Source organism: Selenomonadales bacterium (assembly GCA_018335585.1).
Taxonomy (GTDB): domain Bacteria; phylum Bacillota; class UBA994; order UBA994; family UBA994; genus UBA994.
In genome coordinates this window covers 1-25,751 of sequence record JAGXRZ010000054.1, presented here as the reverse complement: position 1 = coordinate 25,751, position 25,751 = coordinate 1, and the positions used below count along the sequence as shown (strand labels likewise).

Here is a 25,751-nt window from a genome sequence, read left to right as displayed (position 1 = left end):
CCTTATCAATATTAGCTATATTTTACACATCCCCCCCCCCAGACCGTCAAGTGCATTTTAACATATTTTTTGTTGTGTTCTGATAATTAACCTGGCTAATAACTTAATCCATGGGCTTAATTCCTTAGTTGGCAAAACTAATCCATTGCTCCCCCCACACTACACCTGCATCCCCCGCCCCAGCGCAAAGAAGTAGATGTACCGCTCGGCGACTGGGCGTTTGAAGAGAGACTCGACGGCGCGGGCGTAGAGCTCAATTTGCGGGCGGTAGCGCTCGCCTGCGGCTTGCGCTGTGTCCTCTGTGACGCGGTCGGACTTGTAATCAACCAGAATCAGAGCATCGCCTTCGCTAAATAGGCAGTCAATTACTCCCTGCACGTAGACGAATTCGTCGCGCACGTTAGGGTGCACTTCTTGCGCGGGGACCCGCCAACTAAAGGGAAGCTCGCGCCAGACGCGCGGCGACGCCAAGAGCCTTCGGCCCAAATCCCCGGCAAAAAACGCGGCGATCGGCAGGTGCGAGAAGCTTTCGGCTTCTCTTGGCGTGAGCAGGTGCTTGGCTACCATAGTGGCTTTTAGGGCTACAAAGTAGTCCTCCGTAAGCTCTGCGCTAAGGTCGACGTGCTGCAAAAGCATATGCATGGCTGTGCCGATTTCGGCGGCAGTCAGCGCGCCTGGCTCCTGCACGAGCTGCTGGCGGCTGCGGCGAAACGCGGCGACCGCAGGTGCGGTGTGGGCTTCTTCTTCTTGCTCTTCCGCGAGGCGACGGCGCTTAAGCTCGGATACCGAGGTCTTCACGGCCACGCGGGTGCTCTCCGTGTGAGGATAGCGATAGCCTAAACGGCGCGCAACCTCGGCGCTGTATGGACCGTCTGGCAGTTCGCCCAACTGCGTCACAGCAGCGAGGAACGCCGACGGCGTGTCTACTTGGCTGCTGGCGAGAACGAGCGGCGCCGTCTCGCTCAGCCGGGCAAAAGCTACCTCGGGGGCGTGCGAGAACACGGCCGGCCCGAGCCAATCCCAGTAGTTGCCCGCACCCTCCATAAGATGCGCAGCGACTAGCCTAGGCCCGCTCTGGCCAAACTGCCGCCACTCTGCGATTTTTTCGTCACGCTTGTTTATTGCGCCCACTAAATACAGCATTTCGCGCGCGCGGGTAAGTGCCACATAGAGCACTCGCAGTTCCTCGGATAAGCTCTCGCGCCGCAGCACGTCGCTTAAGTATCGGTGCACGAGCGTCGGATAGACAGAGCGCGCCTCTACGTCTACGACTTTAGGCCCGATACCGGTCTCTTTGTGTACCAGCACCTGCCCGGAGAGGTCGCGCAAGTTAAACTTATTACCCAAGCCCGCCACAAAGACTACCGGGAACTCAAGTCCCTTGCTCTTATGCACGCTCATAATCCGGACGACGTCGTCGTTTTCGCCGCAAGTATTGGGCTTGCCGAGGTCGCCTTCTTGTTCTTCCAAGCGCTCGATAAACCGCAGGAAACGGAACAGGCCTTTGTAGGCAGTAGTCTCAAACTGGTGCGCGCGGTCGAGTAACGCCCGCAGGTTCGCTTGGCGCTGTCTGCCGCCCGGCAGGGTGCCGACATAGAGATAATAGCCCGTTTCGCGGTATATCTGCCCGATTAGCTCCGGCAGGCCGCCGCGCCGCGCCATATCGCGCCAATTCTCAAGCCTCGTTAAGAACAACTGCAGTTTGGCGTGGTGGGGCGCACTGGCGACGACTGCATCCCAGTAGCTCCCACTCTGCGCTAGGCGAATCTCTGCTAATTCGCTTGCGTCGAGCCCCACAAGCGGCGAGCGCAATACGGCCGCCAGGGGTATGTCTTGGCGCGGGTTGTCGATAAGCTTAAGCAGGCTGCGGCAGACATGCACCTCCGTCGCGCGGAAATACCCTCCCACTGCATCGGTATAGGAAGGGATATTGTGTTCGGCAAAGACATCGACAAAAACGTCGGCGCGGCCGGCGGTAGCCCTCTGGAGCACCACTATGTCGCGGTAGCGCACCGGGCGATACGCCTGCGCGCTATTGTCCCAGACAGAGACGCACGCTCCTTCCACGAGGCGAGCTATTTCCTGTGCCACGACGCGCGCCTCGCGGGTGTTAGCGTCAAGGTCGGCTAGTGCCGTGTCGGACTCTTTGCGCTCGAGCAAACAGACGGCAACTTCGGTCGGGGCGAGGTTTTCTCCCGCCGGATATTTGGCCCCCGCCACTAACGCTGCGCGCGCGTCGTAGTCGACTTCACCAATCGAGCTCGCGGACATCAGCTGCCTGAAGATGAAGTTTATGGCGGCAATAACGGCCGGACGGCTGCGAAAATTGTCGGCGAGGTATAAGCACTGTCCCCGCGCAGGCGTCGCAAACTCGCGCTCCTTGGCGCGGAACAGGTTTGGGTCGGCTAGGCGAAAGCGATAGATGCTTTGTTTGACGTCCCCCACCATAACCATGTTGTTTTCGGCCGCCACGGCACGAAGAATTGTCTCTTGCACGGCGTTAATGTCTTGGTACTCGTCTACTAACACCTCGACGAAGCGAGCTCGCAACTCGCCCGCCGCACCTGAGTCCTCGCTGGCGTCCGTGAGAATGGCTAAGGCTAGGTGCTCAAGGTCGCTAAAGTCGACGATGCCCTTAGCTTGCTTAGCCGCCCGGTAACGTGCCAGAAAATCAAGCGCTAGCTCGGTCAGCATGGCTACCTGCGGCTCTGCTAGCTTTAGGCTGGCTACGACCTCGTCCTCGCTCGGCGCGAGGTAGCCCCCGGCTAAGTCCTTAATGGCCTCTTTGGCAGCGTTACGCGCGTTTTGGCAAGCATCTTTGTCAGGCGCGTCGTAACCGCGCTTCGATGGCAACCGCCCAAAAGCCATATTCAGGATGCCTTCACGCATGTTATTCCAAGTGGTGAAGTCGGCTGCAATTAGACTTTCCAAGGCGGCTAGTTCAGAGCTAATTACTGCGCAGTAGTGCGTCGGGCCGACCTCGGCAATGGCGAGGGCACTTTCGAGGTGGTCGCGGGCAACGGCGAGTTTGCCGCGCACTTGCCGCAGCACACCGTCAAACCAGGGCTTCTGCAGGACGTCGGCCATATCATTAACGGCCACGGCGGCACTAGCGTCCTTTAGCCACTGCTCCGGCTTAGGTTGGCTGAGGGCAAAGTCGGCAAGTTCAAAGATTATTTTCTGTAGGCCCTCGTCGCTGTTACGGCCGCCAAACCCCTCGACCAAAGCGACAAAAGCGCTGTCAAGCGTCGTATAGCTTTCTTCGAGTAACGTTTCCAAGACGTCAACCTGCATTAGTGCGCACTCCGTGGCGTCGGCGACGCGAAAGGCCGGGTCAAGCCCTACGAGATAAAACTTTTGCCTGAGAATTTCCAGGCAAAACGAATGCAATGTAGTTATCGTTGCTCTACCTAACAGCGTGATTTGCCGCCGCAGGCGGTCGTTGTCGGGTTGTTTGGCTAGTTCCTGCTGCAGCGCACCTGCCACGCGCTCGCGCATTTCGGCTGCTGCGGCGTTTGTGAACGTAACAACCAGTAGCCGGTCGACATCAACCGGGTTGTTTTGGTCGAGAATGCGCCGGATAATGCGCTCTACCAGCACGGCTGTTTTGCCGGCACCGGCACCCGCCGACAACAGGAGATTGCACCCGCGCAGGTCGATGGCTGCGCGCTGTGCTAAGGTCCAGTTAGACATTGCCGCTACCCCCTTTCTCGCACACTAAGTTCCACACCGTCGCTTCGTCGTGCTTCTCTAAGCGGCGATATTGGCTGTCGGGATGTAGCGTGTCAAACTGGCAGACAGGCAAGAACTCGCAGTAGGTGCAGGCAGTGTCTTTGTCCAAGCGAAAAGGGGCGACGGCTGCCCTACCCGCCATAATCTCCTCCCCCGCTTCCGCGAGGCTTTGCCTAAGGTGACAGAGCATGCTTTCTAGCTGTGCTTCCGTCCACAAGCCGCTGCCGCTCAGTTCACCTTTAGCCGACAACTTTACCGGGATTATCTCGGAACGGTCGGCTATGGTATTGTCTAACAAACTGACGACGGTTTGGTCCGCTACTACCATGCCCTCTAAGCGAAATTTGCGTTGGCTCTCCGCTTCGGCCTCTGCCGGCGCGAGCGGGCCCGGCAGGGTTAACACCGGGTCTTGCACGCGAAAGTAGACGGCCGCAGCCGGGCGTGCCGCTTGGTTAAACAACTGCGGGGCGTAGCGAAGCACGACGTCAAGGTACGTCAACAGCTGTGTCTTCAGCCCATAATAGACTTCAAGCGGTGTCAATTTGTTGGCGCCGGACTTGTAGTCCACCACCATCGCATAGACTTTCTCTTCCGCGGTAGCTGCATCTACTCGGTCGATGCGTCCGGATAGCTCCATTTCTGTGCCGTCTTGCAGCGTAATTTTGACTGCCGGCAGACTTGCGCCGTCTTGCCCGAAAGCTAGCTCCACGGCCACGGGGCGGAACTTGCCCCGCTTAGCGTGCTCGCCCATTGCGCGCGCCGAGCGCTCCACGACGCGCTGCAGCCGCTCTGTAAGATACTTGTGCCTAGCGCTGCTAGCGAGAATGCCCATTTGCGGGACCAATCCCGCCACGATTCCCTGGGATATACTGCGGCAATCCTCGCGGGTAACTTCTGCCCAGTCGAGGCGTTTTTCCTGCATGTGCCCGACAAAGCGGTCAAGCGCGAGGTGAAAGAAGTTGCCGATGTCGACGGCGGCAAGCTTATACAGCGGCCTCTCGCGTAGCCGCAAGCCATAGCAGGCGAAGTGGGCAAAGGGACAGGCCCTAAACCTTTCCAGCCGCGATACACTGCCGCGCAACACCCCGCCGTAAAGGCGCCTTACTAGCTGGCGCGGCAAATCCTGGACGCTGACGCGGTGGCGCAACCCGCGCGCTAATGTCTCGACGAGTGCGTGCGAGCGCGTGTCGGCTCGCAGGCAGTTGTACACGTCTGACCACACCTGCGAGACTTCGCCGCCAAGGCGCATCTTGCGTAGTTCTGCGGCCAAATATCCTGCCGCACTGACCGGATGGGCCAGATAGTTTAGCGCTTCGCTCGCGGCTAGCGGTGCCTCCGCGCCGGCGAATTTTAGCTTCACTGCGGGGAAGAGCTGCTGTAGGCGGCGCATCACCGAGGAAGGGCGGAGCGCCGTCCCATCCTCGTTGGCCTGCGCATAAGAGAGAAAGAGCCTTGCGGCGGCGCGCGTAAGCCCGACATAGGCGAGAAACTCTTCTTCAAAGAGCTGGCGCTGGGCGGACTGCCCGAGCACAATCGCGCATGAGTGGTGCAGCAGGGCGCGCTCCTCGTCGGTAAGGAGGCCGGGTGAGCCTTGCCGCGCCGGCAATACGCCGTCGTTGACGCCAAGAAGAAAGCTTGCGCGCGTGGCGATGCTGCGGGAGCGGCCTAGCTCTAAAACTAGCACTTGGTCGAGGCAAGGCGGGATAAGCCCGAGCCTAACTCCCTCGAGGCCCGACTCCACCACGCGCGCGAAATCTTCTAGCGGCAACTGCTCTTGGCCGAGTGTGGCTACGAGTTCTGCTAGGAGCTGATCTACCGCTTGCCACACCTGGCTGTGCACGCGTGCGCTTTCTATGTCGCCGCTAGAGCGCAGTGAAAGCGCCCACTGCGTCAGTCGATCTTCGACCGCTAGGGCACTTAAGAAGGAGATTAGAGCTTCGGCGTAGTGCCGCACCTGTGTCCCGTTCTTGAGCTTATCTGCTAGTGGTGCGAAATGCGCGGCCACCTCGCGCCGAGCCGAATTGAGCTCTGCTAAGCTCTCCTCGCTTACGTGTTGCAGGCTGTGCCAGTCGGCTTCGCCAGTCCAACACGCGCCGCGGGCCCCAATCGCTAGGGCGAAGTTGTCGAGGCGGTCCACGACATCGCGCGCGAGCGGCCACAGGTCGGTCTTCAGACAGCGTAGGGTCGGCTCATAGGGGAAGCCGAGGAGAGCGGCCTCTAAAGCTGAGGTGAGCAGGTCAAACAGCGGGTGGTGCGGCACGGCGCGCTTTTGGTCTAGGAAGAAGGGTATGTCGTAGACTGAGAACACCTCGGTGAGTAAGGGCTCATACAGCGACAAGTCGCGGGCGGCGACGGAAATGTCGCGGTAGCGCAGCTTCTGCTCCCGGCAGAGGGCGATAATCTCGCGCGCCACAAACTCGACCTCGGCCCGGCGCGTCTCGGCCGCGGTAAAGGATATTTCGGGTGCCGCTCCCTCCCACGGTTTAGCTGTAATGTCGAAGTAGTTCGCTTCGAGGTAAGCTAACGGGGTGACATCGCCCTGTACTTCGGGCGGATAGAGCGGCTGCACGGTTACCTGGGCACCTTGGCGGAGAGCGAGTTGTCGACACTGTCGCGCCGTCTCCCACGGCGAGAAGAAGGGGTGGCTTTGGTCAAGGCTGGCATCTAAGAGCGAAGGATGTAAGGTGAGGGCAAGCGAAGCCTGCATAAAGCGAAACAAGTGGCGGAGCACACTGGCCTCTTGCGGTGTAAAGCTGGTAAATCCGTCTATGTAGAGCCGCGCTCCGCGTAAAGGTGCGAAACTGCTGACGTGGTCGGCTAGCCAGGCCAGGCGGTCGTCGCTGTCGAGGGACACTTGGCCGTACTTTTCTGTCAGGGCGCTGTACAACAAGTGCAGGTCGTGCAGCTTGTTGCTTAGCGCCGCCGGAAGATTAAGGCTTAGGGCAACGGATAGCGCCTCCGGCGTAATGCGATAGCGCTTTAGTTCGGAGACAAGCTCCACCACTTTGCCGGCGAACATGGGCCCACGCGCGGCGCGCCCAAACAGACGCAAGCTGCTCTTGTTCTCCTCTATGACTTTGCGCATAAGCATTAGTCTGCCAAGGTCGCCAATCGGAGTAAGCGCCGCGCCGGCCACCTCGTTCATGACGATGTGCGCCAGGCGCTGAAAGCTCACGACGCGTACGCGCATCAGGCCCCCTAGCTTATCGCACAGCGCTCTTTCCACCTGAAAGGTCGCTTGCTCGGGCACTAGGACCCAAAGCGGCGCGCCCAATGGGTCGGCTGCTACCTCAGCCGCAATTTCGTTCTCGATAAAGGCGCTCTTGCCGCTGCCGGCGCGGCCAAGGATAAGGCGCAAGGACATGGGGGACCTCCTTCTTTGGATTGTCTCTTGTGGCTTGTGTCGCTTGTCGCTTGTGGAGAGGTCTGCCGACCGCCGGCGGTGAGCGGTGAGCGGTGGGCGGTGGGTAATCATGAATCAGGAATCATGAATCATGAACCGTGAACTAGGGAGTGGACCGGGAAAATGTCAGCTATCAGAGCTCAGCTATCAGCTATCAGTAGGAGGGTGGAAAGGTACAAGGTAAAAGGTCAAAGGGGAACCGGCTTTCCACGGAAGCACGAAGCACGGCCAAATCGCTCTGCCTTGAGTTTTATAGCGCATTAGGGTAAAGTATTTTCGAAAGATTTTCTAGATGGTGGGTGAGCTTATGGAACTTTCCGCAGTAATAATGCCAGCGCAAGAGGGAGGCTATGTGGCCTTTAACCCCGAGACGGGCACAACCACTCAAGGCGAAACTATAGAGGAAGCCTTGGCCAACCTGCGCGAGGCGACTGAGCTCTATCTCGAAGAGTTCCCCCTCGCTGTCTCCCCCGAAACGTTTATGGACGCACGCAACTTAGGTCGCGTCTAGTATGGACCCCCGCGCGCACTTAGAAGCGCAGGGGTTTTGTCCACTAGCTGCGCCAACACGACACCGCTCTACTGAGCACTTATTCGCCCTCCCCCACCCGCATTCCTCTTGGACAACTGTCCGAATACTGACAGCTGGCATATGCTGTAGCAGTCAGTTTGGGGGTGGTCGGATTGTACATTTATACCGCACAAGAGGGCGATACGCTAGCCTCTATCGCCGAGCAGTTTCGGTCCTCTGTCGATCTAATCCGGGCAGCTAACCCGCAGTTGGCGGAGCCGCTAGAGGTTGGCCGGCATTTGCTGGTGCCGGCAGTTGGGCCGATTCGGGTGCGCGTGCAGCCGGGAGACAGCCTTTGGGTTTTTGCCGAGCGTTATGACTTACCAGTAGAGGTCATAGCCGCGGCCAACAGCTTGAGCCCGCCCTACACCATTTTCCCAGGGCAGGCGCTCGTCATTCCCGCGCTATTGCCTAGAGCGCAAGGCTCGCTCGTTTGGCTTTCGACACGCAGGGGTCGACCGGACCTCTTTGTGCGAAGCCCCGGGGATCCCCGCGCGCGGCGCATCACGTTCAGATTGGCGCTTGAATCCTCCGTCCCGCGCTGGTCGCCTGACGGCCGCTTGGTGGCCTTCCTAGGCCGAGGCAACGCTTTGTGGACTACGGACGTGCAGACGCTTAGGTCTGATCGCCTGATCGAAAACCTGCAGATCTACACGGACTTCGACTGGTCGCCGGACAGCACCACCATTGCCTTTAGTCGCCGGGAGGTTGTGCCCTTTATTATTACGATTAACGTCCACACGGGGCACACGAACTTTATTACCGAAGGCACTTGGCCAAATTACCTGCCAGACGGCAAGCGCATTGTCTTCGTGCGCACCGAGAACGGTCAAAGCCAGCTCTACGCCATAAACATTGACGGTACCGACAAGCGACAAATAACGCATCTCACGGAGCCTGGCGAGATTCACTCTTTGGTGGTTTCTCCCGATGGCACGAAGGGCGCGTACGCCTTTCCGGCGGTAAGTGCAGCGGGGGTATACATCGTGGATCTCGCTACGGGTGCAGTAACCAAGACGCCACCCGGTCCGCTCGGCCATGACTTTAATCCAGCTTGGTCGCCAGACAGTCAGCATCTTGCCTATAACGCCTCTACTGATGCCGGGCCGATGGGGCTGCGCGGTATCGTGCGCGTGGTGAATCGTGAGGGCGCAGAAGAGCACGACCTCACCGACACCGCTTGTTTTGCCGGGCGGCTGGTGTTTAGCCCGGACTCACGCAGCATTGCCTACAGCAACTGCCTAGCTATCGCGCCTCAGCTCACCGTCGTCAGTCCACACACGCGGCCAATCCAAATCACCGCGCGCGGCAGCAACGAGAACCCTGATTGGGGAGGCTAGAGGCAATTGCCGTCAGTTTCTGCATATGCTACACTTATGGCAACTACAACGCCGCAGCCACTTATCTGCGACCAGACGGTATAGGGGGTATGAAGCATGAGGTCTTTCACCGCAGTAATAGAGAAGTGCTCCGACACGGGCCTTTATGTGGGCTACGTTCCAGGGTTTGCAGGCGCACACTCACAAGCCGATACGCTTGAGGAGTTAAACAAGAACCTTAGAGAAGTAATTGAAATGCTACTGGAAGACGGGGGAAAACGGTCGCCGCACGACTGTACCATTTCACCCGGGGAGAGATGTTTCACCTATCTTACTTCGTCAAATAGCTAAAGATATTGGGGTGTCCGTAGCCAGATTCATGCGCTGACACCTCCCCGTTTACGGTCTTCCGCCGATTTTGCGGGCGAAGCTTCGCACGCAATCGTGCCTAAAAATCGGTATGCGATGCAGGGTTAGCAGGCCTTGCGCTGGAGCGGCTCTCCCCTGTCTCACCGTGACGGCAATGCGCAATCCCGCTTGCTCTACAGCCTTCACCACACGTTCATCGTAGAAGCCCATGGGGTAACAGAAAGCGATGACCTCCACGCCGAACGTAGTTTCGAGCTCTTCATTGAAATGTGCGACCTCGTGTACTAGCTCGTGGTCATCTTTAGCGCGCAAGTCTCTGTGGGAGCGGCTATGATTCCCTAGTTCAAACCCATCCTCAACTAGGGAGGCCACCTGCTCCTTGGTCATGTAGAGGTAATCATCTATGTAGTCTGTCACGAACAGCGTCCCCCTGAAGCCGTACTCACGCATGATGGGCCAAGCGTGCCGGTAGACGCCCGCGTATCCGTCATCAAAAGTTATGACTACGGGGCGCGGCGGCAAGGAGTAGCCGCGCGAAAAATGATTGTACAGGTCTTGTAGTGAAATCGTGGTGAAGCCATTCTCCTGCAGGTACTGCATCTGCGCTCTAAACACGGAAGGCTCCACAAACATCTGTGCGTCTCCACCCCAGACGGGGCCTACCTCGTGATAGATTAGTATCGGTATGCCTTGGGGCTCCGCGCTAAACCCGTACGCAAGAACCGCTAACGCAAGGCAGCCTGCTATCACAAGCACTTTATGGATACGTTTCAAAGGCGACCCTTCCTTCCTTCAGCACGCCGACCAAAGTCTTCTCTTTCATTTTCGACAATTTTCGGCGCAATCCTGCTATAGTGTCGATGTCGCACTCCTCCGTCCCTAACTCTCACTCCTCCGTTCCCCTCTCTTGCCTCTCGCCCTTGTATCTTGTATTCTGTATCGTGTATTACATGCAACAAGGCAAGGAGCTAGAGACGATGGAGAATAACTCGCTCGCCTATTTGGGGATTACGGGTTTAGCCGCACTGCACTACAACCTGACCGTGCCGGAGCTGGTGGAGCATGCACTAAAACGCGGCGAAGGCATGCTGACCGCCACAGGCGCACTGGCTGTTTACACCGGCAAGTATACCGGCCGCTCCCCTAACGACAGGTTTATCGTCGACGATGCGGCTGTTCGCGCCGAAATTGACTGGGGCAAAGTGAATAAGCCGTTCTGTCCGAGACGCTTTGACGCTTTGTACGACAAAGTGACGTCTCACTTTGTGGGCAAGGCGGCTTTTGTCTGCGATGGGTTTGTCGGAGCGGCAGGCGACTCGCGCCTATGCGTTAGGGTGGTTAACTCACTGAGCTACCACAACTTGTTTGCCAAGCAGATCTTCCGTCGCCCGAGTGAGCATGAACTGGCAGACTTCAAACCTGAGTTCACTGTTATCTCCGCGCCCGAGTTTAAGGCTAACCCTAGTGAGGACGGCACCAACTCGGAGGCTTTTGTTATCATTAGTTTTGCGCGGCGCGTAATTCTAGTCGGCGGCACCGAGTACGCCGGTGAAATTAAGAAATCCGCATTCTCCGTGATGAACTACCTGTTGCCTAAGCGTGGCATTCTCCCAATGCACTGTGCGGCCAATCAAGGCGTGTATGGCGACGTAGCCCTCTTTTTTGGCTTGTCCGGCACGGGCAAAACCACGCTCTCCGCTGATCCGGACCGCACTTTGATTGGTGACGATGAACACGGCTGGTGCGATGCCGGTGTGTTCAACTTTGAAGGTGGCTGTTATGCCAAGACGATCAAACTATCGCCCGAACACGAACCGCAGATCTATAACGCGCTCAGGTTCGGCGCCCTGTTAGAGAACGTAGTTGTTGCGGACGACACTCGCCTGCCAAACTATGATAGTCAGGCCATAACCGAAAACACGCGCGCCTGCTACCCGGTGGAGTTTATTCCTAACGCCTCGCGTTCCGGTGTGGGTGGCATTCCCGAAAACATTATCTTCCTTACGGCGGACGCCTTTGGCGTCATGCCTCCCATAGCCAAACTCACACCCGCACAAGCCATGTATCACTTTGTTTCCGGCTACACGAGTAAGCTGGCCGGTACCGAGCGCGGCGTAACAGAGCCGGAGGCCACTTTCTCCGCCTGCTTTGGCGACCCATTCTTGCCTTTGCCTGTTGGCGTTTATGCTGAGCTTTTGGGCAAACGCATCGCCGAAAGTAAAGCGCGAGTATACCTCGTTAACACCGGTTGGGTGGGTGGGCCATATGGCGTGGGCAGGCGCATCTCTATCGCCTACACGCGGGCGATCATCACTGCGGTGCTAAACGGCGACCTAGAGAGGTGCAGCTACAGGGAAGACCCACTGTTCCACGGGTTTGTGCCGGAGGATGTTCCCGGCATCCCAAAAGAACTTATGCGCCCACGTGATGCGTGGGCCGACAAAGCTGCCTACGACCGCACCGCACAAAACCTAGCTCAGCGTTTCGCCGATAACTTCACAGCCAAGACGGGCCAACCATCTAATTGAGTTGCGCCTCCTGCATGTACTTACCTTGAAGGTCATGCCAGACTATAGTATGATAAGCTTAGTTACTGCTGATTGGAGGTAATTGCCATGCTATGCCCTGTCTGCCCGAACGTCGAGCTTAAGATGTCTGAACGCAAAGGTGTGGAAATAGACTACTGCCCTAAGTGCCGCGGTGTTTGGCTTGACCGGGGGGAACTCGATAAGATTATCGAGCTATCCGGGCCGGAGCGCATGGAGCGCGGCGAGCGTCAGGAACGCAATGAGCGCCAAGAGCGCGGCGAACCTCGCTCGGAACGCTTCGATGACGACAGGCGCGACCCTCGCCGCCGCAAGTCACTGCTTGGCGACCTGTTTGACTTCTAAGATAACCACCCCGTAGGCTCTCCTACGGGGTGGTTTCTTTACGTGCTACTTCATGTGTAGCATACGCCCAATAATGACTATGGCTTGGGCCCGTGTAGTTTGCTGCTGCGGCAGGAAGTTGCCCGCCGTGTCGCCAGCCATGAGGCCTAAGGCGTGCACTACGGCTACCGAGCCTTGGTACTCAGGTGCCACTTGGGCAAAGTCCCTAAACGGAGTCGCCCAAATGCCCCTTAAGGCGGCCGTTTGGCCATGTCCCTGTTGGCGAGCTAGGTAATAGGCCATCAACTCGCGGGTAAGAGGTAGATTGAGGTCGACTTTTTCGGCCTCGGGCTGCTCTAGTATGCCGCTTTGCACGGCAAACGAGCGAGTCATAGTCGTAAAGTCGCCGCTCATGCCGGAGGCATCCGCCAAAACACGCAGGAACTCGCCCACGGTTATGACTGCGTCAGGCTTAAACGCCGGGCCCGGCAGCCGCAGGAGTCCGAGACCTACCAGCTGAGCTATATCGCGTTCTGCCCAATGGCCGGCAATGTCTGTGTAAACGGGCTTAACAACCGGCTTTATCTCTTCGCCTGTATGGTCGATATTCTTACCGGTGAAGGCATCAAAGGAATACGAAGGCAAGGCCTTGGGTCTAAACACCAGCCTTACTACCGGTCCGGGCACGGGCTCGGGCCTTGGTATAGGCATAGGCATAGGCATGGGCGAAGACGCCTTTGCCTCGGCGGTTACGTCGTCTGCCTGATGGTCAAGCACATACTCGAGGTGAAGACCGTGCTCCCGTAGGAACAAGGCCGTCATTTGCGCAGGAGTAAGCGCGCCTGCCGGAGAGGGGAACTTGCCTTCATACCAGTTGGAGTGAAAGCTCGTCACGCGCCGGTCGTGGCGCACTGTCACGCCAAGTTGGTCGGTTGCCACCGGAATGTTATTGACGTAGCGGCGGAATGTAAACCAATGGGGCTCCACGCCCCCTGAGCCGCTTACTTCAAGCCTTACATTCGGGAACTTGTCGGCGGCCCATTGTTGCAGAAAAGCCTGCGCGAGTTGCTGCGCCTCCGCAGCCGTAAGACTTGGCTTGGGCTCGGCTTTCTCGTCATCGGAGTAGTGGAAGCTAATGAGCGCACCTGTTTTGGCGTCTAGCGTCACCTGCGCCCAAACTTGCACGTCTCTATCGTGCTGAGAGAAGTGCAGCTGCCACAGGCGCATTTCACCGTCTCCCCGCACGTACAGCTGGCTACTCGTCAGCGGCACCGTGGGCGGGAGCGCAGTTATTTCCCGCGCAATAATTTCGGCCCGCTCAAGCGGCAATAAGCCGGCCACGAACTCAATTTCCTTTAGCTCCGCGGGAGTAAGTCCTTGCCGGGCATCTTGTTGTGCCATGCCTTCGACTATGGCTCGCGGCGGGAAAGCCCCATGCCACCCGATGCGCGTCACCTTGCCGGTGAAAGCGTCAATGGCCAACGAGGAGCCATCCTCAAGCACAAAAGCCAGAAATGGCTCACTCTCTTTATCTTGCATGGGGCGCCACCACTGCACGCGCTGATAGACAAGCTTAAGCCCAACCTGCCCAAACACGCGCTCAAGTTCTGCCTGCGAAATGACACCTGTCGCCGGGGGGAAGGTGTAGTCTTCCCAGGCTAGGTCGTACATCTGCACCGCGCCGGTGTCGGCATTAACAGCAATACGCACGGAGTTTGGGGCGAATGGGATGCCGTTTACAAACTGGATGTAGCTTAGCGTGTAGAAGTGCGGCCAGTGACGCCTGCCGATTCTTATCGCCGGTTCGTCTACGTGGTGCAGGCGCATGGTGCCAAACTGCGTGGGAGCCAAGCGCTGTGCAAACTCGCGCGCGACTCTCTCCGCATGCGCACGGTCAAACTGCGGTATGGCGGTAAGGCTCGGCGGCGTCGTGCGGGGAGTTGACGGCTCGTGCCGGAAAGAGACTACCAGTCTCCGGCTGATATCCACGCTCACCCACAGGCTAGACGGGTTATGGCCTGCCGGGTCGGTATTTGCGCCCGACCAATGTAGGCTAAAGACTGCCCTATCGCCGCGCGTATCGAGGCCCGAGCGGAAGTTGCGGAAGTTGTCGGTCTCCGGGAAAAACTGCTTGGCAAGCTGTACGGCCGCCGTCAGCCTCTCATCCACCCGCGCCGCCGCAGGCAAAGCAGAGGTGAGACACACGATGGCTACCAGCACCAGAACGAAAATGCGTTTCACAAGACCCCTCCTAAAACATTGTTCCGCTTTTAGACGCAGGTAGGGGAAAAATGTTCCACGCATTGTGTTCAACTCACGAAATCAAAGAAGCGCAGGCAAGCCAAAAAGTCGTCGGACATAAAGCGCACCGTCCGCTCGTTCACGCGCTCTGCCCCTGGATACCACTGTGCGCGGTAGGCTTTGTCTTCTTTGGTGAACTCAATCTCTACCGTGTAGCCCTGAGCCAAGACAAAGGGGGTGCACTTGGCGCGCTCGCGCACGGCCTGCTCGACCCCGGCACGAATCAACTCGCGCGCTTTTGCGGGGTGCAGGTTAACTGATGCCGACCCTACCGCTTCCTTCACGGCTACGGTATAGACATTGGGGAACAGACTCTGGCAGTGTTCGCACACCGCTTTGTCGCCCGACACAAAGACTACCGGCACACCGTAGTATCCCGCGATAAGGGCATTCCACCCCGCCTCGGACAAGGACATGCCGTTAACTCGCAAGTCGCTAATCGCGAGGCTCATGGTGTGCTTAAGGATGGCATGCGGTGCGTTGGCTTTGGCGTGGTTGCCGATGAAGACTGCTGCGGCAAACGAGCTGTCGATGCACTCCATCATGCCAAAAACGCCCCCTGACCAGTTGCTGATTAAGAGCGCCGCCGGGTGAAGCTCCTCCGGCAGGAGGTTACAGGCAGAATCATGCGCGTCGCGCACCACGACCTGCGTAGCCCCGGCGGCAAGCGCACCTTCTATGGCGGCGTTTGTTTCACGAATCATCAATTGTCGGAAGTGCTCATACCTAGGCTTCCCGACCTCTACGTCTTCAAAGCGCGTTACACCGGTAACGCCTTCCATGTCTACGGATATATAGATCTTGAGTTCATTGCTCACAGTATCACTCCCCTGGGGTAATGTTGGCACTTGGCACTTGGCACTTGGCACTGCGCACTTAGCACTTCGTGGAATGAGGGGCGCTGGCTCCTAGCTCCTGGCTGCTGGTAGAAGGCGAAGCTTACGGCGGAGAGCCGAAAGCGGAAAGCGGAAAGCCCTGACCGGGCCCGCTCCCTAGTTCACGATTCCTGATTCATGATTCACGATTGCTCTCCGCTCACCACTCACCGCTCACAGCTCAAAGCTCACAGCTCACTCACTTTGTCGCCAAAAAGCGGCCAAACTCCTTATCCATTTTGCTGATGTGTTGGGCGAGCCAGTCTACAACGACCTTGTTGACAGCGATAATAAACGGCAAAGTCGGGCCTTGTTCTTCTAAGGTGAACTTGAGCTCCCCCGCAGCCCTCATAAACTCCGCATGTTTGGCGCGGTGCTCGGCGTAGCCCGGAAACCCGTGTTGCTTTTGCAGTCTCTCCTCGGTGGCAAAATGCTCGACCACATACTCCTGCAGAAAATTAACCAACTCTCGTACCGACTCTTTGCCCTTTCCCTGATTACACGCCTCAAGCAGTTGATTAAGCCGCCGGAAAAGCTCTTGGTGTTGTTGGTCAATCTCTGGAACCCCGACAGATAGTGATTCATGCCATTTTATTGCCATAGGGCACCTCCTCTTCTCTCTAGGCAATTCTCCGTCGCTAGGCGCAAGTCCTGCCCCAGCTAAACACACTGGCAGAAACTGCTGCGCAGGAAAACGGCGCCGCGCGTAGTATAATTGTACTGGGGGCAACTCTCCCGAGAGAGGATAGTTTTAATGCAGAAATTTTTCCACCTGCCCGCGCTGTACGTCTACCTGTTGGCTGCGGTGCTACTTGTCACGTCGGTGTTTCACGCCGCGGCCTTCGTCAGGCAAGGGCTCTACCTCCTGCTTGACCTAAACGACAACGTGCGGCCCGCCAAATTCTCAACCGATATAGTCACCTTTACGCCCGCCGCCGAGGAATTCCTAAACGACTTAACGGCAGAGCAGGCAAGGCGAACTACTACAGCAGGCTTAATTCGCAGCCTGATTCTGCTCGTTGTCTCGCTTGGCAGCTTCGCTTGGTTCTGGAAACGAACGGGGCGCTCCCAGCAGCTCGAGATGGAGCCGACTGTCCGCAATTTCTACTTTTTCCTGGTCAGCGGCATCTCCTTCCTAATTTTGTTCTACTCCCTCTCGGCCGGTATCGCTACCCTAGTGGAGCAAGCGGTGAACGTGGAGTGGTCCTACTTCCACTACGACATGCACCGCTTCCATGGCCCTAGACCAGAGGGGCAGCAAACACCGCGCACCGTCGATGTAGACGAAGTCAGGCGCAATCTCGAGACACAGCGCAAAGAGGCAGAGGCCCATCAGTCGTCCCGCAATAGGCAAGTAGTCGACCAGCTTACGGTTTCGCTTGTGGCTCTGCCGGTGTTTTGGCTACACGATCGCCGCTTCGGGTTTTAATGGCTCGACCGCTTCACTTACTTCTCCTAACCCCGGTAGTGATATGGTCTACCGTCTTTCCGCTTTCAAAACTGGTGCTGGAGCATATCCCACCCACCTCGCTTGCCGCACTGCGCTTTAGCATCGGAGCGCTGTGCCTGTTAGGTTATGCCATCTATGCTTTCGGCTGGCCTGCAGTCTATGGGTCTTTCTGTCGTCGTTACAGGACTTATGTGCTGCTTGGATTTGTGGGGATCTTCAGCAATAATCTGTTACAAAACTTAGGCTTAGCGCGTACGGCAGCCGGCAGTGCCAGCCTGCTCAGTACTATTGACCCGCTCTTTACAGTCGTGCTCTCACTTTTGTTTCTGGGAGAGAAGCTCAGCAAGCACAAAGCTGTCGGGCTCGTGTTCGCTTTTGTGGGTGTCTACCTCGTTACGACCGACGGACGCGGCATTACCGATTGGGGAAATAGCGTCGGCAACCTGCTGATTGTAGCAGCAGCCATGGGCTTTAGCATCTATACTGTATTGAGTAAACAAGTTCTCCACCACGAAGAGCCCCCCATCGTAGTGGCATGGTCCACCAGTGTGGGGGCTGTTCTCCTGTGTGCCGCAAGTCTAGTCTTAGACCGCCATGTAAACTGGGGAGACCTATCGGTCTCCCACAAGCTAATCACTTTCTATCTCTCTGTCGTTCCAACATCCGTATCCGTCGTGGTTTACTTCTACTTGTTGCAGCGAGTGCAAGCCTCGCAGGCCGCCACCTCGCTCTTTCTCATCCCGGTTTTCGCCATTATCTGGGCTGTTGTGCTCCTTGGCGAGAACGTAACGCCCGCCATGTTAGTTGGGGGTGGGCTAATTATCTCCGGCGTATGGCTAGCGATTTACGAACATAGGCAAGTGCCGCCCCAAGCTGCATGTTAGTGCCCACGACCTATACCTTACCTTTTTGCTTTCAGGAATGCCCCGAGTTCTTTATCGGTCTTACTAATATGAGCGGTCAGCCAGTTAACCACTGTCGTGTTAACCTCAATGACAAAAGGTAGCGTGGGCCCGTGCTCCTCAAGCTTAGCATTCAACATGCGTACGTTGCGCAAGAAATCGCTATGTAGCTGTCTGTGTTGCTCGTACTGTGGGTACCCTGCGGCTTTCTGCAGTTTCTCTTCGTCGCTGAAGTGCTCTAAGCCATACTCCTCAAGAAAGGCAATCATTGGGCGTACTGCTTCCTTTCCCTTGCCTTTATTGCAGGCCTCGAGCAGATTGTTCATCCGCTCAAACAGCTCCTTGTGTTGTTCGTCAATTTGGGCTACACCGACGGCTAGGGTATCGTTCCATTTAACCGGCATGTTCGCATCCCCCTACTTCATAGTTAGAAATCGAGCTTCATGACTTTAGCTCTGATATTTTTAAGAGCGTTAATGTCAGCTGCCAAGCATGTCACGTCTTCGTCGGTTCCCGACACGTGTAGGATGATTAGGCCGTCCTCACGGCAATTGTCTACCTCATGTAGCCCTAGCCTTGTTCTAATGATGCAACCGTGCTTCGTCAGCACCTCCTGAAACTTCGGTGCATCATCAGTGCGCTGAGAAATCAAAACGGCGATTACTGCGCTTAACATGCTCTACCTCCTTCCTCTGCGATAAGGTATATTTCTGCGCAAGGCTAACTGTCTCCTGCTAGTTTCCATCCGCGCGCAGGACTCGGATAACCCATAAGCGAATAGACTTAAGAAACATCAGCGAAGCGAGGGAACGGCATGCGTTTTGCACGCGACATTGTCTTGGGATTAGTGATTGGAATCGCTGGGATAACGCCGGGGCTAAGTGGCGGAGCTCTGGCGGCGGCCATGGGCATATACGAACCGATTATCCGCGCGCTGAGTTCGCTTTCGCGAAGCTTCCGCAAGAACGCACTTTTTCTCTTGCCTTTAGCCTGTGGCGGGCTGGTAGGCGTGCTGGCCTTCTCCCGCATTATGGAATGGCTGATGCTCGCTTATCCCAGCCAAGTTAAACTCCTGTTTCTCGGCCTTGTAGCAGGGAGCCTGCCTGCCCTTATCCGCGAGGCCAACAGCACCGGGTTTCGCTTGCGCTACGTGTTGGCGACGATTACTGCGCTCACAGTTATGTACCGCGGAGCCGAGCTGTTGGCGTGGCCGCGCGTGACGGACGGGGCGTTCTCCGCTCTGCACTACACTTACTTTGGCTTCATATATGCCATAGGGTCGATTATCCCTGGGATTAGTTCCTCCTTTGTCCTTATCCATATCGGGTCGTATGACGACCTCCTGCGCGCAATCGCTACCGTCGACATCCCCGTGCTAGTCCCGGCCGGGCTTGGCTTTGGCTTAGGGATAGTGCTCCTTGTGCGCGCCGTCGAACAGGTATTTGCGCGCTACCACGGGCTGGCTTATTACTCTATCCTCGGCTTCTTGCTAGGTTCGGCCCTGCTCATATGGCCAGATATCACACTCGGTTGGATGCTTTTTCTCGATGCGGGCGTCTTCGTTGCCGGCATCATGCTAAGCGCTCTGCTGCTAAAATTCTGCGCGCGTGCCTGAGGACGGGGGAGGACGCCAGTGTTCGCAGCGCATAACGGGCTCGGGAGGAGGTACTGGATGAAACGTCTAATTGTCTCTGTGATTGGAGTCCTGCTCGGGATAGCGTTGTTTCAATACTGGAACCCGGTGATGGTCGACCGCACTTACCAGGGTTGGCTATACACCCACGACGGCGCAGTCGATCAAGCTGCCGAGATACGACTGCAGGGATACCTGCACAGAAGCCTTATCTCTCACCACCGTTACACAGGCTCAATTATAGTCAATGGCGTTCGCATAGGCACAATAGGCAGCTCTGCCGGCAATATGGCCATGCGCTGGCATTGGATTCGGGAGCGCTGGCGCGGGCAGAGTAGCCCCACTCTTGTCGGGATAGTCAATGCCGATCACTTGATCCAGCTTAAGGGCGGATTCTATTTGGCCAGCGATCTAAGTGCTCTCTCCGGGTGGCTGCAGCAAGTAGAGGGCCTCTTCCCTGAGCATAACGTGAACTTCGCGGCCCCGGCAACCAGTCGCGAAGACAGCATCGCAATCGAAAGACGACTGCTTGGGGGGCAATAATTTAGTGTCTATTGCTTTGCGAGGATGCCCTGACATCTTGAAGGAAAGCACGAGAGCATGTGGGTCATGAACACAAGGGACGGTTCTTCAATACAGGAAGAACCGTCCCTTTTGTTTTTCTTTTGTTCTTTCTAGTAGGCTCGGGCTAGCCAGAGAGTGGTCGAGGCCGGTGCGCCGCAGGTTATGCAGTGGGTCTTGGTCGTCGGGGGGTCGAAGGGGATGTTGCGCGAGGTGAACTTCGTTTCTTCCTTGATGGCGGACTCGCACGACTCTTTGCCGCACCAGCCGGCCAGCACCCAGCCGGCTAGCTCGCCTGATGCCTCTTTGGCGGAGATATGGTTCGTGAGGTCGGCCAGTGACTCAATGTGCGTGTGGCTGTTAGCAGAGCGGAAGGCAAGCGCACGCTGGTACATGTTAAGCTGAATCTCGTCAAGCAGCATCTTGACGCGTGCCACGATGTTCTCTAGGCTGGCCGTTGTCTTTTCGCCGGTGTCACGCCGCACGAGAACACACTGGTTGCTGTCGACATCGCGCGGGCCAAGCTCAAGGCGCAGCGGCACACCGCGCATTTCCCACTCGTTAAACTTAAACCCGGGCGTTGCGTCGCTGATATCGCTCTTTACGCGTACCCCCGCCTGTCTAAGTGCCGTAAACACTCCGTCGAATTTTTCCATAACCTTTTCGCGGAGCTTGGGCGGCCCAATCGGAATCATGACTACTTGGGTTGGGGCTAGGCGCGGCGGCAGCGCAACGCCTTTTTCGTCGCCGTGCACCATCACCAGCGCGCCAATCAGGCGGGTGGAGACCCCCCACGAGGTCGTATGGACTAGCTTAAGCTGGTTGTCCCTGTCCAGAAACTTAATGTCAAACCCTGCGGCGAAGTTCTGCCCTAGATAGTGCGAAGTGCCTGCTTGCAGCGCTTTGCCGTCTTTCATCATGCCTTCAATCGAGTAAGTGTCGACTGCACCGGCGAAACGCTCGGACGGCGTTTTTTGCCCTTTGACCATAGGTACAGCCATTTCCTGCTCGGCAAACTCGGCATAGATGTCGAGCATGCGCATGGTTTCCTCGCGTGCTTCGCTTTCATCGGCATGAGCGGTGTGGCCTTCCTGCCATAAGAACTCCGACGTACGCAAGAACGGCAGGGTGCGCTTTTCCCAGCGAAAGACGTTGGCCCACTGGTTCAGGAGCACCGGCAGGTCGCGGTAGCTCTGAATCCACTTGCTGTACATATGCCCGATAATGGTCTCGGATGTAGGACGCAGTGCTAGGCGCTCCTCTAGCTTCTCGCCGCCGGCCTCTGTCACCCAAGGGAGCTCGGGGTTAAAGCCTTCGACGTGCTCCTTCTCTTTTTGCATAAAGCTCTCTGGGATAAGCATGGGAAAGTAGGCGTTCCTGTGCCCGGTGGCCTTAAACCGCGCGTCGAGCCCTGCTTGGATGCGCTCCCAGAGCTCGTACCCTTCGGGACGAAAGACGATGCAGCCGCGCACGGGCGCGTAGTCCATGAGTTCAGCTCTCTGTATAGCTTCAAGATACCACGCGGAGAAGTCCTCGCTCTGGGAGGTTAGTTTGCGTTGTTCGGACATGGTAGTCACTCCTTTATTTTGGTGTAGCTTGTTGCTTGTCCCTTGTCCCTTGTCGCTTGTCGCTTGGGGAGAGGCCGCCGGCCGCCAGGGAACCTGTCTAGAAACTTGACGAATTAGTCTCCAAAAGAAGGAGTTGCATCTATAAATGGCGAATATTAATGCAAGCTACTTCTTTGGAGGTGCACTATGATACGTAAGGGTCGGGAGTTTGCGCAATTAGACATGTTCGATGGGGACATGGTTTTCGAAGAGATGATTCCGCCAAACCATTGGGCGCGGGCCTTTAGGTCTTTCTTTGCTAACCTTCTCCCAAAAGACTTTTTTGATGGCATGTACCACGAGCGGTTGGGCCGCCCCGCGAACGATCCTGTTATCCTCACTGCTGCCCTGGCTCTGCAGGAGTACCTACACCTCTCAGATCGCGAACTGGAAAGACGCGTTCGCTACAACCTAGAGATTAAGTTTGCCTTGGGGCTCCCAGCCTTTCATAAGGGCTTTGATCATAGCGTTTTTGACGCCCATCGGAACAGGCTGCGCAAACACGGTAAAGACAAGGAGCTATTCGCCTTGGTTCTTAGACACATGGTTGATTCGGGCTTGGTCAAGAGTAGTGAGACCATGTTCGTAGACGCAACACACATTGAGCCTGCAATCACCATCGTCAGTCCGGTGGCCCTCACTAGGCGCGCTATCTCTAACGTTGTTCGCGCACTAGATAAATCTGAGCAAGTTTCTCATCAAGAGCTGCGAGACATCGGGCTTGGGGATTACTTACAGCACATCACCAGACAAGAAAAGGCAGGGCGCTTTGATGAGGGCAAGCTTAGCGAGGTGAAGCGTGCGGAAGTGCTGCGGGAAGTATACAGACAGGCAACAACCTTGCTCGAACTCGTAGAGGGTGCGGCCATCGGAGACGCTGCAGAAGAAGTCGCCGTGTTGCGTACCGTCCTTAGCCAGAGCCTAAAGAAGACCGAGGGTGGCGTAGAAACTCTGAAGCGCCATGAAAGCCAAGATAGGATAGTTTCTGTAGCAGACCCAGAAGCGAGATATGGGCGGAAGAGTAAGCTAAAAACCTTCAATGGCTACAAAGCACACATTGCGGTAACTAAGCAGGGGGTCATCACCGCCACCACCGTAAGTCCCGGCAACGTTGCAGATGGCAATGAGCTTCCAGCAATTTCAGAACAGCTAGCAGAGAACGAGCTTAAGCCAAAAATCATGGGCACAGATAGCGCTTACGGTTGGGGTGAGAACCAGGAGTTTGCCAAGACCAATGGGTTTGATCTTTATGCAAAACCGACCAATTTCAAGCCCCTGCCAGAGGGATTTACGTATGACTCAGACAAGAAGACCATAGTTTGTCCCAATGGGGTTCACGGTAAGCCGGGCAAGGAAGTGAACAACAAGACGCACTACTCCTTTCTGGTTGAAAACTGCAGAGGTTGTGAAAGGTTCTCCACCTGTCGTGGCAAGGACCAACGAAAACGCATCGAGATCAGCAGATTCTACTCGTTAAACGAGGCAGCGCACAACAGATGTAGTACAGAAGAGTACAAGGTCGTAATGAAGGATCGTTACGTGGTGGAGCGTGCTTTCTACGGAATCGCTGTTGCCTCCGGAATGCGCAAGTTACGACGCTGGGGCAAACGCAATGTCGAGTACACACTAAACCTTATCTCGGCCATTACGAACATTCTATGCCACCTACGGCGCGCCAGGGCTGAAGTGTTGCCGAGAATGGTCTAGGGTATCTTTGTCTCATTTTGCAGAACGGGGGCACGAAACCCCGCTAGAGGGGGGGTGAGTGGTAGACTTACTCCCTACAACAGGCTCAAATTTCAGCTACCATCCACCTATTGGAAAAGCACGGCTAAACGGTGGGCTGCCGCCCCTTTCAAAGGCCTTTTCTCAGACAGGCTCGCCAGCCGCCAGCCGCCAGCTTTGGGCGGGGAACGGTTTAATCCGGATTAGGTTTGATTAGCATGATGGCGCTGATTAAGCAAGAAGTGACGGCAGCCACCCTGTCCCGCACTATCCAAAAAATCCGCCCCATCCCGCAGAATTCTTCCCGTACCTCATGCTGCTCAGCACGGAGCACGGAGCTTCTTGAAAGCAAAAAACTCGCCCCATGCAAGGGACGAGTAAGCTCGCGGTACCACCCTGATTGACTACGCAGCGCGCAGTCCACTCAAGCCCGATAACGGTGGGTCCGGTGCGGCTCATCGCCGCCAGCTCCGGGGTGGGTGCCAGGCGCCTCGTTAGCTTGCACCAACCGCTAACTCTCTGCTTGCCTGCCTGGTTTGGCCCCATCAAAGCTTTGAGCTATCTTAGCATGTGCGAGGGGAGGAGTCAACTGCGTGGAACGAGATGTGGAGAGGGTAGCTGGCGGCTGGCGGCTGGTGGCCCACTCTTCAATCCACATAAACCTGCATGGCACGCTCTGCACAGGTGACGAAAACCCCATCGCCGACGGCGAAGAATTCTTTGCACGTGGCCGCAGTGAGCATGGTTCCGTCTGCGAGCTCGACACTATAAGTCGTCTGTCGGCCGGCGAAAACTCTGCCTGTAATTCGACCATTTGTCGGGCAGGTGCCTCGTGCTAAGTCTACATGTTCATAGCGCAACATGCCGATGGCCCGTCTGCCGTTACCTGTGGAATGCTTGTTTGGGAAGGCGCCGAGTGTGCAGACAAATTTGCCGTCTAGAATGGTGCCCGGCAGAAAGTTGCAGTCCCCGAGAAATGTCGCTACTTTCCGGCTGATGGGCCGCGCGTATAGACTTTCCGGTGTGTCGACTTGCTCCAAACGACCGTCAAGTAGCACGGCTACGCGCTCGGCCATAGCAAACGCCTCTTCTTTGTCATGTGTGACCAAAACGCAGGTGAGCTTAAGCTCGCGCTGTAGGGCGACGACAAACTCGCGCATGCTGAGCCGCAGGTTAACGTCTAAGTTCGAAAAAGGTTCGTCTAAGAGCAGTACGCGAGGTTGCAGCACACAGGCACGAGCCAGGGCAATCCGCTGTTTTTCTCCGCCGGAAAGCTCGTGCGGCAAGCTATTCCTGCGCTGCGGCAGCCGCACCACTTCCAAGATTTCGCCGACCTTCTTGTCGATGACTCCCCTGCTCTCGCCCCGCGCACGCAGCCCAAAGGCGACGTTCTCTTTCACTGTTAAGTGCGGGAACAGGCAGTGGTCCTGAAACACGATTACAGCCTGCCGATGCCTCGCCGGCAATAAGGTAACATCGCAGTCGTCAAAGAGCACCTGCCCGGCGCTTGGCATCTCAAGTCCCGCGATAAGCTTTAGCAAGGTAGACTTGCCGCTTCCGGAAGGCCCGAGTAGAGCTACCAGAGAACCGTTGTCTATGCATAACGCTAAGTTATCTAGGACCAACTTGGCGTCATATGACTTTGTGATTCCCACCAGATTTATCTTAGACATCGCGCACTCCTCTTGTCACGGGTTAAGGAAGTATGTCTCGCGGTAGTATCGGCGCACCAAGGCCTGCAGTAAAATCAGGGCTACCAGTGCCGTAAGGATGAAAACGAGACTATAGACCGAGGCAACATGCAGCTCGCCTCCCTGCACATGCGGTACCAGGAGCAGGGGGACAGTCAGGAGCCGGCCACCGCCAATCATAAAGGTCGTAATGTACTGCGAGAACGAGATGATGAAGCTCATGGTCGCTGCAGCCACCATCCCAGGCATTACCAAGGGCAAAGTAATTGCGGAGAACACCAACCAAGGGCCTGCGCCCAGCATCGCCGCTTGCTCCTCGTGGCGCTCGCCCGTGAGCTCGAAAACATGCATCAGGATTCTAAAGGCGTACGGCACCGCGAAGACGGTGTGCACGATGACTACGCCGAGCATAGTCCCGGCGAGACTGGCTCTAATCATAACGTAGTGCAGACCCATGGTAACGGTCGCCGCCGGCACCATCACCGGCAGTAAGGCTAAGAGCTTAAGCGCCTCTTTGCCCCGAAAACTGTAAAGCCCGGCTGCCTTTGCGGCTGGGAACACCAACAGCAGTGTCAACGCTGTTGAGCACAGGGCCATTGCCAAACTGGTCCTAACTGCCTCCGCTAGGCGGGGAGTGAAGAGGAGTCGCGCGATGTGGTCCACGGTAAAGACGGAGGGCAGGAGACGCGGGAAAGGCCACTGCGCACTGCAGGCGAGCACCACCAAAGAAGCGAGCGGCAGG

21 protein-coding genes are annotated in these 25,751 nt (G+C 56.8%); 10 read left to right on the top strand and 11 right to left on the bottom strand.

Annotated elements, in window-relative coordinates:
• Positions 1–159: 159 nt before the first annotated feature.
• Both addA and addB read right to left on the bottom strand, forming a co-directional pair.
• On the bottom strand, positions 160–3,693 hold the full coding sequence (gene addA, locus KGZ66_10825; protein ID MBS3986078.1) for a helicase-exonuclease AddAB subunit AddA: 3,534 nt from the start codon (positions 3,691–3,693) through the stop codon (positions 160–162).
• Complete coding sequence (gene addB, locus KGZ66_10820) at positions 3,686–7,096, bottom strand: helicase-exonuclease AddAB subunit AddB (protein MBS3986077.1); 3,411 nt, start codon at positions 7,094–7,096, stop codon at positions 3,686–3,688. Before addB ends, addA begins: the two co-directional genes overlap by 8 nt.
• 346 nt (positions 7,097–7,442) lie before the next feature.
• Between addB and KGZ66_10815 the strand changes: the two genes are divergently transcribed.
• From KGZ66_10815 to KGZ66_10805, 3 genes are all read left to right on the top strand, one after another.
• A complete protein-coding gene (locus KGZ66_10815) occupies positions 7,443–7,646 on the top strand; it encodes a hypothetical protein (protein ID MBS3986076.1) in 204 nt (67 codons plus the stop codon).
• Between the two features lie 173 nt (positions 7,647–7,819).
• Positions 7,820–9,046, top strand: a complete 1,227-nt coding sequence (locus tag KGZ66_10810; GenBank protein ID MBS3986075.1) for a PD40 domain-containing protein — start codon at positions 7,820–7,822, stop codon at positions 9,044–9,046.
• 96 nt (positions 9,047–9,142) lie between these two features.
• The gene (locus tag KGZ66_10805; protein ID MBS3986074.1) at positions 9,143–9,376 is read left to right on the top strand and encodes a type II toxin-antitoxin system HicB family antitoxin; all 234 of its coding nucleotides are present in this window, start codon (positions 9,143–9,145) and stop codon (positions 9,374–9,376) included.
• Positions 9,377–9,424: 48 nt separating this feature from the next.
• Here the strand turns inward: KGZ66_10805 and KGZ66_10800 are convergent, their stop codons facing one another.
• Positions 9,425–10,168, bottom strand: a complete 744-nt coding sequence (locus tag KGZ66_10800) for a polysaccharide deacetylase family protein (protein ID MBS3986073.1) — start codon at positions 10,166–10,168, stop codon at positions 9,425–9,427.
• 203 nt (positions 10,169–10,371) lie between these two features.
• Between KGZ66_10800 and pckA the strand changes: the two genes are divergently transcribed.
• Positions 10,372–11,922: a phosphoenolpyruvate carboxykinase (ATP) gene (gene pckA / locus KGZ66_10795; GenBank protein ID MBS3986072.1), complete on the top strand. Its 1,551-nt coding sequence runs from the start codon at positions 10,372–10,374 to the stop codon at positions 11,920–11,922.
• Between the two features lie 87 nt (positions 11,923–12,009).
• Entirely contained in the window at positions 12,010–12,285 is a 276-nt protein-coding gene (locus KGZ66_10790) for a zf-TFIIB domain-containing protein (GenBank protein MBS3986071.1), read from the top strand.
• Positions 12,286–12,330: 45 nt separating this feature from the next.
• Here KGZ66_10790 and KGZ66_10785 read toward each other — a convergent pair whose 3' ends face one another.
• The 3 genes from KGZ66_10785 to KGZ66_10775 form a co-directional block, all read right to left on the bottom strand.
• On the bottom strand, positions 12,331–14,505 hold the full coding sequence (locus KGZ66_10785; GenBank protein ID MBS3986070.1) for an S-layer homology domain-containing protein: 2,175 nt from the start codon (positions 14,503–14,505) through the stop codon (positions 12,331–12,333).
• 68 nt (positions 14,506–14,573) lie between these two features.
• On the bottom strand, positions 14,574–15,383 hold the full coding sequence (locus KGZ66_10780; GenBank protein MBS3986069.1) for a M55 family metallopeptidase: 810 nt from the start codon (positions 15,381–15,383) through the stop codon (positions 14,574–14,576).
• 256 nt (positions 15,384–15,639) lie between these two features.
• Positions 15,640–16,041 (bottom strand): hemerythrin family protein, encoded by a 402-nt coding sequence (locus KGZ66_10775; GenBank protein MBS3986068.1) that lies wholly within the window; start codon positions 16,039–16,041, stop codon positions 15,640–15,642.
• A gap of 153 nt (positions 16,042–16,194) precedes the next feature.
• On the opposite strand from KGZ66_10775, the gene KGZ66_10770 reads away from it, so the two are divergent.
• Positions 16,195–16,869: a hypothetical protein gene (locus tag KGZ66_10770; GenBank protein MBS3986067.1), complete on the top strand. Its 675-nt coding sequence runs from the start codon at positions 16,195–16,197 to the stop codon at positions 16,867–16,869.
• Positions 16,869–17,774, top strand: coding sequence for a DMT family transporter (locus KGZ66_10765; protein ID MBS3986066.1), 906 nt, complete (start codon positions 16,869–16,871; stop codon positions 17,772–17,774). Before KGZ66_10770 ends, KGZ66_10765 begins: the two co-directional genes overlap by 1 nt.
• 17 nt (positions 17,775–17,791) lie before the next feature.
• Here KGZ66_10765 and KGZ66_10760 read toward each other — a convergent pair whose 3' ends face one another.
• Both KGZ66_10760 and KGZ66_10755 read right to left on the bottom strand, forming a co-directional pair.
• Complete coding sequence (locus KGZ66_10760; protein MBS3986065.1) at positions 17,792–18,196, bottom strand: hemerythrin family protein; 405 nt, start codon at positions 18,194–18,196, stop codon at positions 17,792–17,794.
• 23 nt (positions 18,197–18,219) lie between these two features.
• Complete coding sequence (locus KGZ66_10755; GenBank protein ID MBS3986064.1) at positions 18,220–18,468, bottom strand: hypothetical protein; 249 nt, start codon at positions 18,466–18,468, stop codon at positions 18,220–18,222.
• 138 nt (positions 18,469–18,606) lie between these two features.
• Here KGZ66_10755 and KGZ66_10750 point away from each other — a divergent pair, with 138 nt between their 5' ends.
• On the top strand, positions 18,607–19,407 hold the full coding sequence (locus tag KGZ66_10750; protein ID MBS3986063.1) for a DUF368 domain-containing protein: 801 nt from the start codon (positions 18,607–18,609) through the stop codon (positions 19,405–19,407).
• Between the two features lie 57 nt (positions 19,408–19,464).
• The gene (locus KGZ66_10745) at positions 19,465–19,968 is read left to right on the top strand and encodes a hypothetical protein (protein MBS3986062.1); all 504 of its coding nucleotides are present in this window, start codon (positions 19,465–19,467) and stop codon (positions 19,966–19,968) included.
• 131 nt (positions 19,969–20,099) lie between these two features.
• Here the strand turns inward: KGZ66_10745 and proS are convergent, their stop codons facing one another.
• On the bottom strand, positions 20,100–21,554 hold the full coding sequence (gene proS, locus KGZ66_10740; GenBank protein MBS3986061.1) for a proline--tRNA ligase: 1,455 nt from the start codon (positions 21,552–21,554) through the stop codon (positions 20,100–20,102).
• Between the two features lie 186 nt (positions 21,555–21,740).
• Here proS and KGZ66_10735 point away from each other — a divergent pair, with 186 nt between their 5' ends.
• Positions 21,741–23,300 (top strand): IS1182 family transposase, encoded by a 1,560-nt coding sequence (locus KGZ66_10735; protein ID MBS3986060.1) that lies wholly within the window; start codon positions 21,741–21,743, stop codon positions 23,298–23,300.
• A gap of 665 nt (positions 23,301–23,965) precedes the next feature.
• On the opposite strand, the gene KGZ66_10730 is transcribed toward KGZ66_10735, so the two are convergent.
• Complete coding sequence (locus KGZ66_10730) at positions 23,966–24,991, bottom strand: ABC transporter ATP-binding protein (GenBank protein ID MBS3986059.1); 1,026 nt, start codon at positions 24,989–24,991, stop codon at positions 23,966–23,968.
• Between the two features lie 15 nt (positions 24,992–25,006).
• Positions 25,007–25,751: ABC transporter permease subunit (locus tag KGZ66_10725; protein ID MBS3986058.1), on the bottom strand; the 745-nt coding region annotated here is incomplete at its 5' end.

Coding starts and splice junctions, on each gene's coding strand:
- addA (MBS3986078.1), bottom strand. CDS start 3,693: ATGTCTAACTGGACCTTAGCACAGCGCGCAGCCATCGACCTGCGCGGG.
- KGZ66_10730 (MBS3986059.1), bottom strand. CDS start 24,991: ATGTCTAAGATAAATCTGGTGGGAATCACAAAGTCATATGACGCCAAG.
- KGZ66_10770 (MBS3986067.1), top strand. CDS start 16,195: ATGCAGAAATTTTTCCACCTGCCCGCGCTGTACGTCTACCTGTTGGCT.
- KGZ66_10750 (MBS3986063.1), top strand. CDS start 18,607: ATGCGTTTTGCACGCGACATTGTCTTGGGATTAGTGATTGGAATCGCT.
- KGZ66_10755 (MBS3986064.1), bottom strand. CDS start 18,468: ATGTTAAGCGCAGTAATCGCCGTTTTGATTTCTCAGCGCACTGATGAT.
- KGZ66_10745 (MBS3986062.1), top strand. CDS start 19,465: ATGAAACGTCTAATTGTCTCTGTGATTGGAGTCCTGCTCGGGATAGCG.
- pckA (MBS3986072.1), top strand. CDS start 10,372: ATGGAGAATAACTCGCTCGCCTATTTGGGGATTACGGGTTTAGCCGCA.
- KGZ66_10805 (MBS3986074.1), top strand. CDS start 9,143: ATGAGGTCTTTCACCGCAGTAATAGAGAAGTGCTCCGACACGGGCCTT.
- addB (MBS3986077.1), bottom strand. CDS start 7,096: ATGTCCTTGCGCCTTATCCTTGGCCGCGCCGGCAGCGGCAAGAGCGCC.
- proS (MBS3986061.1), bottom strand. CDS start 21,554: ATGTCCGAACAACGCAAACTAACCTCCCAGAGCGAGGACTTCTCCGCG.
- KGZ66_10775 (MBS3986068.1), bottom strand. CDS start 16,041: ATGGCAATAAAATGGCATGAATCACTATCTGTCGGGGTTCCAGAGATT.
- KGZ66_10760 (MBS3986065.1), bottom strand. CDS start 18,196: ATGCCGGTTAAATGGAACGATACCCTAGCCGTCGGTGTAGCCCAAATT.
- KGZ66_10815 (MBS3986076.1), top strand. CDS start 7,443: ATGGAACTTTCCGCAGTAATAATGCCAGCGCAAGAGGGAGGCTATGTG.
- KGZ66_10790 (MBS3986071.1), top strand. CDS start 12,010: ATGCTATGCCCTGTCTGCCCGAACGTCGAGCTTAAGATGTCTGAACGC.
- KGZ66_10735 (MBS3986060.1), top strand. CDS start 21,741: ATGATACGTAAGGGTCGGGAGTTTGCGCAATTAGACATGTTCGATGGG.
- KGZ66_10765 (MBS3986066.1), top strand. CDS start 16,869: ATGGCTCGACCGCTTCACTTACTTCTCCTAACCCCGGTAGTGATATGG.